The following is a 7,594-nucleotide window of genomic DNA, read 5'->3' as shown; positions in this document are numbered from 1 at the left end:
ATGTGCGCGGGGGCGCGGCCCGGTTCGAGGCGCACGTAGTTGGCCCTGCCCCAGTGGTAGGTCTCGCCGGTGAGCTCGTCGCGCACCGGCACGGACTCGTGCCATTCGAGGCCGAGTTGCGGCATGTCCAACGAGACCGTGGCCTCCTGGGTGTGGTGGGGGTCGAGGTTCACGACCACCAGAACCGTGTTCGATCCGTGCTCGTCGACGGCCGTCTTGGAGTAGGCGATCACCGCTTCCTTGTCGGTGGGGTGGAAGTGCAGGTCGCGCAGTTGCCGGAGTGCGGGGCTGGTCCGCCGGAGCCGGTTCAGCGCGGTGATCAGCGGGGCGATCGTCTCGCCCCGGCGCTCGGCCCCCACCCAGTCACGGGGCCGCAGTTGGTACTTCTCCGAGTTCAGATACTCCTCGCTCCCGCGCCGGACGGCGGTGTTCTCGCACAGCTCGAATCCGCTGTAGACGCCCCACGTCGGCGACAGCGTGGCGGCGAGCACGGCCCGCACCTCGAAGGCGGGCCTGCCGCCGTCCTGGAGGTAGGCGTGCAGGATGTCGGGGGTGTTCACGAAGAAGTTGGGGCGCAGGAAGTGCGCGGTCTCCCGCGCCAACTCGGTGAGGTATTCGGTGAGTTCGGCCTTGTCGTTGCGCCAGGTGAAGTAGGTGTACGACTGCTGGAAACCGACGGCCGCGAGGGTCCGCATCATCGCGGGCCTGGTGAACGCCTCGGCGAGGAAGATGACGTCGGGATCGGTGCCGTTGACCTCGGCGATGACCCGTTCCCAGAAGACGACGGGCTTGGTGTGGGGGTTGTCGACGCGGAAGACGCGTACACCGTGGCCCATCCAGAACCGCAGCAGCCGCACGGTCTCCGCGATCAGCCCCGGCATGTCCTTGTGGAAGGCGATCGGATAGATGTCCTGGTACTTCTTCGGCGGATTCTCCGCGTACGCGATGGAGCCGTCCGCCCGCCGACGGAACCAGTCGGGGTGCTTCTCCACCCACGGGTGGTCCGGCGAACACTGCAACGCGAAGTCCAGGGCCACTTCGAGACCGAGCTCACCGGCCCGGCGCACGAACGCGTCGAAGTCGTCGAGCGTCCCGAGATCCGGGTGGACCGCGTCGTGACCTCCCTCCGGGGAACCGATCGCCCACGGCACCCCGACGTCGTAACGGCCCACCGAGAGGCTGTTGTTGGGGCCCTTGCGGAAGGTCGTCCCGATGGGGTGGATCGGTGGCAGATAGACGACGTCGAAGCCCATCTCCGCGATGGCGGGCAGCCGTTCGGCGGCGGTCCGGAAGGTCCCGGAGACTGGGGGCTCGCCCTCCTTGACGACGGCGCCCTCCGAGCGCGGGAAGAACTCGTACCAGGACCCGAAGAGAGCCCGATGCCGCTCCACCAGGAGCGGCAGCTCCTCCGAGGAGGTGACGAATTCGCGCAGCGGGTGCCGGGCGAGCACCGACCGCACCTCCGGAGTGAGGGCGGCAGCGAGACGGGCCGCCGGGGAGCGGCCCGTGTCACGCAACGCTTGGGCCGCGTCGAGGACGGCGGCCCGTTCGGCACGGGGGACGCCGGAGGCGGCGCGCTCGTGGAGACGGGCACCCTCCTCCAGGACCAGATCCGTGTCGATACCCGCGGGTATCTTGATCTGCGCGTGGTGGCGCCAGGTCGTGACCGGATCGCCCCAGGCCTCCACGGCGTACGTCCAGGGGCCCTCGGCATCCGGGGTGGCGTCGGCGCCCCACCGGTCGGTGCCGGGCGCCAGTTCCCGCATGGGGGTCCATGGTCCGGGGCGCCCGCCGGGATCGCGCAGGACGACGTTGGCGGCGACCGCCTCGTGCCCTTCGCGGAAGACCGTGGCGGTGACCTGGAACGTTTCTCCCGGCACGGCCTTCGCCGGTTTTCGCCCGCCGTGGACGGCGGGCCGCACGTCCTGGACAGGAATGGTGGGCCGAAGCGGCTCGGAGGCCCGCGAAAATTGTGTTGGCTGCGAGGGCTCCGGCGGCTCCGGTGGCTCCGATGGCTGTGGGGACCGAGAGGGCTGCGAGGACGAGTCTGGCGAAGGTGCGCCTGGAGGCATGTCTGACCGCTCCTGTCCGCTGCACGGATACGTGGGTGTGGTGACTTCCGCGGTGCGTGCCGGCCCATTGAGCCGAGTGCGTACCGGAGGAGCCTTCCCACAGCCTTCGGGTGCGCAATCCGGCGCTTTGTTAACTACTAGTGCGTAAGGACGCATGCAAGGCCGGTCCTGCCATGAATGGTGCGACCGGTCCGAATTCGCATATGCCCTATGGGTTGTTGAACTGTGCGCATATGCCCCTGTGCCAGGTCCCGGATTGGCCGGAACTGCCCGCCGGCCCGCCGACGCGGGACGGCGGGTCGGCGCCGCCCGGTTTCCGCCCCCGCGATCACGCGGGCGCGCGCCCGGCGCGCGTACCCCACATGGCCCTATCGGGTGCGGCCGGTCCGGCGGACGGCCGCACCCTACGGACACGCGGCGGGCAGCGCGGCTGCAGGACGCCGCACCGCGACTGCGCCCGTCCGCGCGCCGTAGTTGCCGAGGGCCGATCACCGCTACCGTCGACGAGTAGGTCGATACGTGACGCATCCCCGCAGAGGTGGAGTCGAAGTGAAGGCCATCCGTCGGTTCACCGTACGTCCCGTCCTTCCCGAGCCCCTCGGCCGGCTGACCGAGCTGGCCCGCAATCTGCGCTGGTCCTGGCACCCGCGCACCCGTGACCTCTTCGCATCCGTCGACCCCCGGCTGTGGGCGGCCTCCGGCTGCGACCCCGTGCGGCTCCTCGGCGAGGTGCCGCCCTCGCGGCTCGACGAGCTCTCCGGTGACGCGGACTTCCTGCGGCGGCTCGACGAGGCGGCCGACGACCTGCGGGAGTACGTCACCGGGGAGCGCTGGTTCCAGGAGCAGGCCCGCACCGACGGGCAGCTGCCACGGGCCGTCGCCTACTTCTCGCCCGAGTTCGGCATCACGGCCGCCCTGCCGCAGTACTCCGGCGGCCTCGGCATCCTCGCCGGCGACCACCTCAAGGCGGCGAGCGACCTCGGCGTCCCGCTCATCGGCGTCGGTCTTCTCTACCGGCACGGCTACTTCCGCCAGTCGCTGTCCCGCGACGCCTGGCAGCAGGAGCACTACCCGGTCCTCGACCCCAACGAGCTCCCCCTCACCCTGCTGAGCGAGGACGACGGGACCCCCGCCATCGTGGCGCTCGCCCTGCCCGGCGGCCGGCAGCTGCGCGCCCACGTCTGGCAGGCGCAGGTCGGCCGCGTACCGCTGCTCCTGCTCGACTCCGACGTCGAGGAGAACGACCCCGGCGAGCGCGACGTCACCGACCGGCTCTACGGCGGCGGCAGCGAGCACCGGCTGCTCCAGGAGATGCTCCTCGGCATCGGCGGCGTGCGTGCCGTCCGCGCGTACTGCCGCCTCACCGGCCACCCCGAACCCGAGGTCTTCCACACGAACGAGGGCCACGCCGGCTTCCTCGGCCTCGAACGGATCCACGAACTCACCCTGCGGGACATCGACTTCGACACCGCGCTCGAGTCCGTACGGGCCGGGACCGTCTTCACCACCCACACCCCGGTACCGGCCGGCATCGACCGCTTCGACCGCGAGCTCGTCGCCCACCACTTCGGCCCCGGCGCCGAGCTGCCCCGCATCGACGCCGGTGATGTCCTGCGGCTCGGCATGGAGACCTACCCGGGCGGCGAGCCCAACCTCTTCAACATGGCGGTGATGGGCCTGCGGCTCGGCAGCCGCGCCAACGGCGTGAGCACTTTGCACGGCTCGGTGAGCCGCGAGATGTTCGCGGGCCTGTGGCCGGGGTTCGACCCCGAGGAGATCCCGATCGCCTCCGTCACCAACGGCGTGCACGCCCCGACCTGGGTGGCCCCCGAGGTCTTCCGGCTCGGCGCCCGCCAGATCGGCGAGCGGCGCACCGAGGACGCGCTGTCCGTCGGCGGCTCCGACCGGTGGGACGCGGTGGCCGACATCCAGGACGCCGACATCTGGGAGCTCCGCCGCACCCTGCGCGAGCAGCTGGTCCACGAGGTCAGGCGGCGCCTGCACGACTCCTGGCGGCAGCGCGGCGCCGCCACCGCCGAGCTGGGCTGGATCGACGGGGTGCTCGACCCGGACGTCCTCACCATCGGCTTCGCCCGCCGCGTCCCCTCGTACAAACGGCTCACGCTGATGCTGCGCGACCGCGACCGGCTGATGGAGCTCCTGCGCCACCCCGAGCGGCCCGTGCAGATCGTCGTGGCGGGCAAGGCGCACCCGGCGGACGACGGCGGCAAGCGGCTCATCCAGGAGCTGGTCAGGTTCACCGACGACCCGCGGGTGCGCCGGCACATCGTGTTCCTGCCGGACTACGGCATGGCGATGGCGCAGAAGCTCTACCCGGGCTGCGACGTGTGGCTGAACAATCCGCTGCGGCCCCTGGAGGCGTGCGGCACCTCCGGCATGAAGGCCGCGCTGAACGGCTGCCTGAACCTCTCCGTCCTCGACGGCTGGTGGGACGAATGGTTCGAGCCCGACTTCGGCTGGGCCATCCCCACCGCGGACGGCGCCGCGGGCGACGACGACCGCCGTGACGACCTGGAGGCCGCCGCCCTCTACGACCTCCTGGAGCACCGCATCGCGCCCCGCTTCTACGAGCAGGGCCCCGGCGGCCTGCCCGACCGCTGGATCGAGATGGTCCGCAGGACCCTGACCCGCCTCGGCCCGAAGGTCCTCGCGGGCCGCATGGTGCGGGAGTACGTCGAGAAGCTGTACGCCCCCGCCGCGCGCGCCCACCGCGCCCTCGACACGCCCGCCGCCGGGGAACTGGCCGCCTGGAAGTCCCGGGTCCGGGCGGCCTGGCCCCGGGTCGCCGTCGACCACGTGGAGGCGTCGGCGACCGGTTCCACCGCGGAGCTCGGCGCCACGTTCTCCCTGCGGGTGCGCGTGTATCTGGGCGAGCTGACGCCCGACGACGTGGAGGTGCAGGTGCTCGCGGGGCGCGTCGACCCGGAGGACCACATCGCCGACGCGTCGTCGGTGCCGCTGAAGCCGACGAGCGGGCCCGACGCGCAGGGGCGCCGGGTGTACGAGGGCCCGCTGGCGCTGGACCGCACGGGGCCCTTCGGTTATACGGTGCGGATCCTGCCCTCCCACCGGCTGCTGGCCAGCGGGACGGAGCTGGGTCTTGTGGCCGTTCCCTCGGAGGCGACGGGGGAGGAGGCGGGGGTTCTGATGAGGTGAGGGGCCTGCAAGACGGCCCGCGGGAGGGGACGAAGCGATGACCTTGCATTCCGATGTGGCCGCGTTGCTGGCGGAGGCCGGCATCATCGACGTGGACGTCGACGAAGTCGTCGCGGACGACCACGCCCGAACGTCCGCGTACCTGCGCGTCGTCTCGGTGGCCGCTGCCTCGCGGAGCCGCGACCGGGACCGGGACCGGGACCGCGCGATCGTGGCCACGATCCTGCGCGACCCCAACGAGATGGGGGCCAAGACGGCGGTGGTCGCCCTCGTGGACGAGATCGCGTGGAAGGTGAGCGGTCCTGCCGAGTTCCGGCAGTGGTCGGCGGAACTCTTGCCGGAGATCGACCGGCTCCCGGTGGACGGGTACCGCGAGTTCATCCGCCGCCGCATCCAGGACTGGCAGTTCTACCTGTCCGTCGAGGACGGCCACGTGCCGACCCCGGCCGAGCTGGCGGAGGTCACGGACTGGATGCAGCGCCACCTCGCCGAGTATTCGAGGTCTCCGGCGGTACTCGCCGTGGTCGCCGAGTCGGCCCGCACCAGGAAGACACGGAACATCGCGAAGAACCGGGCCGGAAGCCGCGAGCTGAGAACGGAATAGGCGAAAGGCGGCACCCGGAGGGAGGAAGGAACCTCCGGGTGCCGCCCGTCGTGGTGGAGCAGGCGCGGCCGGCCGGTCAGAACGGCCGGTCGCGAAGGGCTACTTGACCGCGACGCCCGTCCAGGCCGCGCCCACCGCCTTGACCTCCGCCGAGTCCGCCCCGTACAGGTCCGTCGCCGCCTTCAGCGTGCCCTCGCGGGCCGCCTTGTAGTCGGTCGTCGAGGTGAAGTACGCCGTCAGGGCCTTGAACCAGATCTTCTCGGCCTTGTCGCGGCCGATGCCCTCGACCTTGGAGCCGTCGGCGGTCGGCGAGTCGTACTTGACGCCGTTGATCTCCTTCGCGCCGCTGCCCTCGGACAGCAGGTAGAAGAAGTGGTTGGCGATGCCCGAGGAGTAGTGGACGTCGACGTTGCCCGCGTCCTCGGTCCAGCTGTCCAGGGACGAGCCGTCCTTGCTGGGCTTGTCCATGTGACGCAGCGGGGAGCCGTCGCCGTTGATGTCGATCTTCTCGCCGATGAGGTAGTCGCCGACGTCCTCGGGGTTCTTGGCGTTGAACTCGACGGAGGCGGCGAAGATGTCGGAGGTGGCCTCGTTCAGGCCGCCGGACTCGCCGCTGTACTCCATGTTGCCGGTGGCGGAGGTGACGCCGTGCGTCATCTCGTGGGCCGCGACGTCGATGGAGGTCAGGGGCTTCTTGTCGCCCTCGCCGTCGCCGTACGTCATGCAGAAGCAGTTGTCGTCCCAGAAGGCGTTGACGTAGTTGTTGCCGTAGTGGACCCGCGAGGTCGCGCCCTTGCCGTCGCCGTTGATGCCGCTGCGGCCGTGCACGGACTTGTAGTAGTCCCAGGTGAGCTGGGCGCCGTACGCGGCGTCGACGGCGGCGGTCTGCGCGTCGTCCGGCTTGCCGGTGCCCCACGTGTCGTCGTCGTCCGTGACGAGCTTGCCCTCGCCGCTCTGGGCGTGGTTCAGGTCGTACGTGCCGTGGCCGCCGCGCGAGTCGTCGGTCAGCTCGAAGCCGCTGCCGCCCTTCTTCGTGCCGAGCTCGACCTTGCCGCTGTACTGGCTGCTGCCGGTGCCGTTCTCGATGTCCTGGTACTGGTACAGCTTCTTGCCGGTCGCGGCGTCCGTGATGACGTGCAGTCTGCTGGGCGTGCCGTCCTTCTGCACGCCGGTGACGACGGTTTCGTACGCGAGGACCGGCTTGCCGGAGGCGGCCCAGATCACCTTGCGGGGCGACTGCGCGTCGGCCTCGGCGGTCTTCGCCTTCGCGGCGGTCGACTCGGCGGACTTCGCGACCGAGGACTTGGCGAGCTTCGCGTCGGTGGAGGCGACCTTCACGGTGGCCTCGGTGGCCTTCGTGACGCTCTTCACCTTGCCGCTCTTGGCGGTGTGCACGACGAGGTCGCCGCCGAGGACGGGCAGGCCGTCGTAGGTGCGCTCGTAACGGGTGTGGGTCGTGCCGTTCGCGTCCTTGACGACGTCGCGGACGACCAGCTTCTCCTTGGCGCCGAGGCCGATCTTCTCGGCGGTGGCACCCTTGTCGGCGTTCGCATCCTGGAGGAGGCCCGCGCGGGCGTTCGCCGAGAGGCTGACGGGCGCGCCGGAGGAGGCGACGGGCTGTGCGGAGGCGCCGGTGGTCAGTCCGGCGGCGAGCAGCGCTCCTGCGGCAACAGCCGTGGCGATGGCGAGAGTTGAGCGCTTCCGGGATATGTGGGGGGTCACGCTGGCTCCTTCTGTGGGG

The 7,594-nt window shown here is 70.9% G+C and carries 4 protein-coding genes; 2 read left to right on the top strand and 2 right to left on the bottom strand.

Translation table 11 applies throughout. The features are described from left to right. Nucleotides 1-2,072 (bottom strand): alpha-1,4-glucan--maltose-1-phosphate maltosyltransferase (locus ACI2L3_RS26570; RefSeq protein WP_404754890.1); only part of this gene is annotated, 2,072 nt, incomplete at its 3' end. A gap of 549 nt (nt 2,073-2,621) precedes the next feature. On the opposite strand from ACI2L3_RS26570, the gene glgP reads away from it, so the two are divergent. Beyond that, complete coding sequence (gene glgP / locus ACI2L3_RS26565) at nt 2,622-5,249, top strand: alpha-glucan family phosphorylase (RefSeq protein ID WP_404754889.1); 2,628 nt, start codon at nt 2,622-2,624, stop codon at nt 5,247-5,249. Between the two features lie 37 nt (nt 5,250-5,286). Beyond that, nucleotides 5,287-5,853, top strand: coding sequence for a hypothetical protein (locus ACI2L3_RS26560; protein WP_404754888.1), 567 nt, complete (start codon nt 5,287-5,289; stop codon nt 5,851-5,853). 99 nt (nt 5,854-5,952) lie between these two features. Here the strand turns inward: ACI2L3_RS26560 and ACI2L3_RS26555 are convergent, their stop codons facing one another. Then, nucleotides 5,953-7,575: a M4 family metallopeptidase gene (locus tag ACI2L3_RS26555; protein WP_404754887.1), complete on the bottom strand. Its 1,623-nt coding sequence runs from the start codon at nt 7,573-7,575 to the stop codon at nt 5,953-5,955. Nucleotides 7,576-7,594: the final 19 nt, after the last annotated feature.

Origin of the sequence: Streptomyces sp. NPDC029674 (genome assembly GCF_044903205.1) — a bacterium.
Taxonomy (GTDB): domain Bacteria; phylum Actinomycetota; class Actinomycetes; order Streptomycetales; family Streptomycetaceae; genus Streptomyces.
Note: the sequence above shows the minus strand (reverse complement) of the source record. Positions and strands in the feature narration are given on the sequence as shown.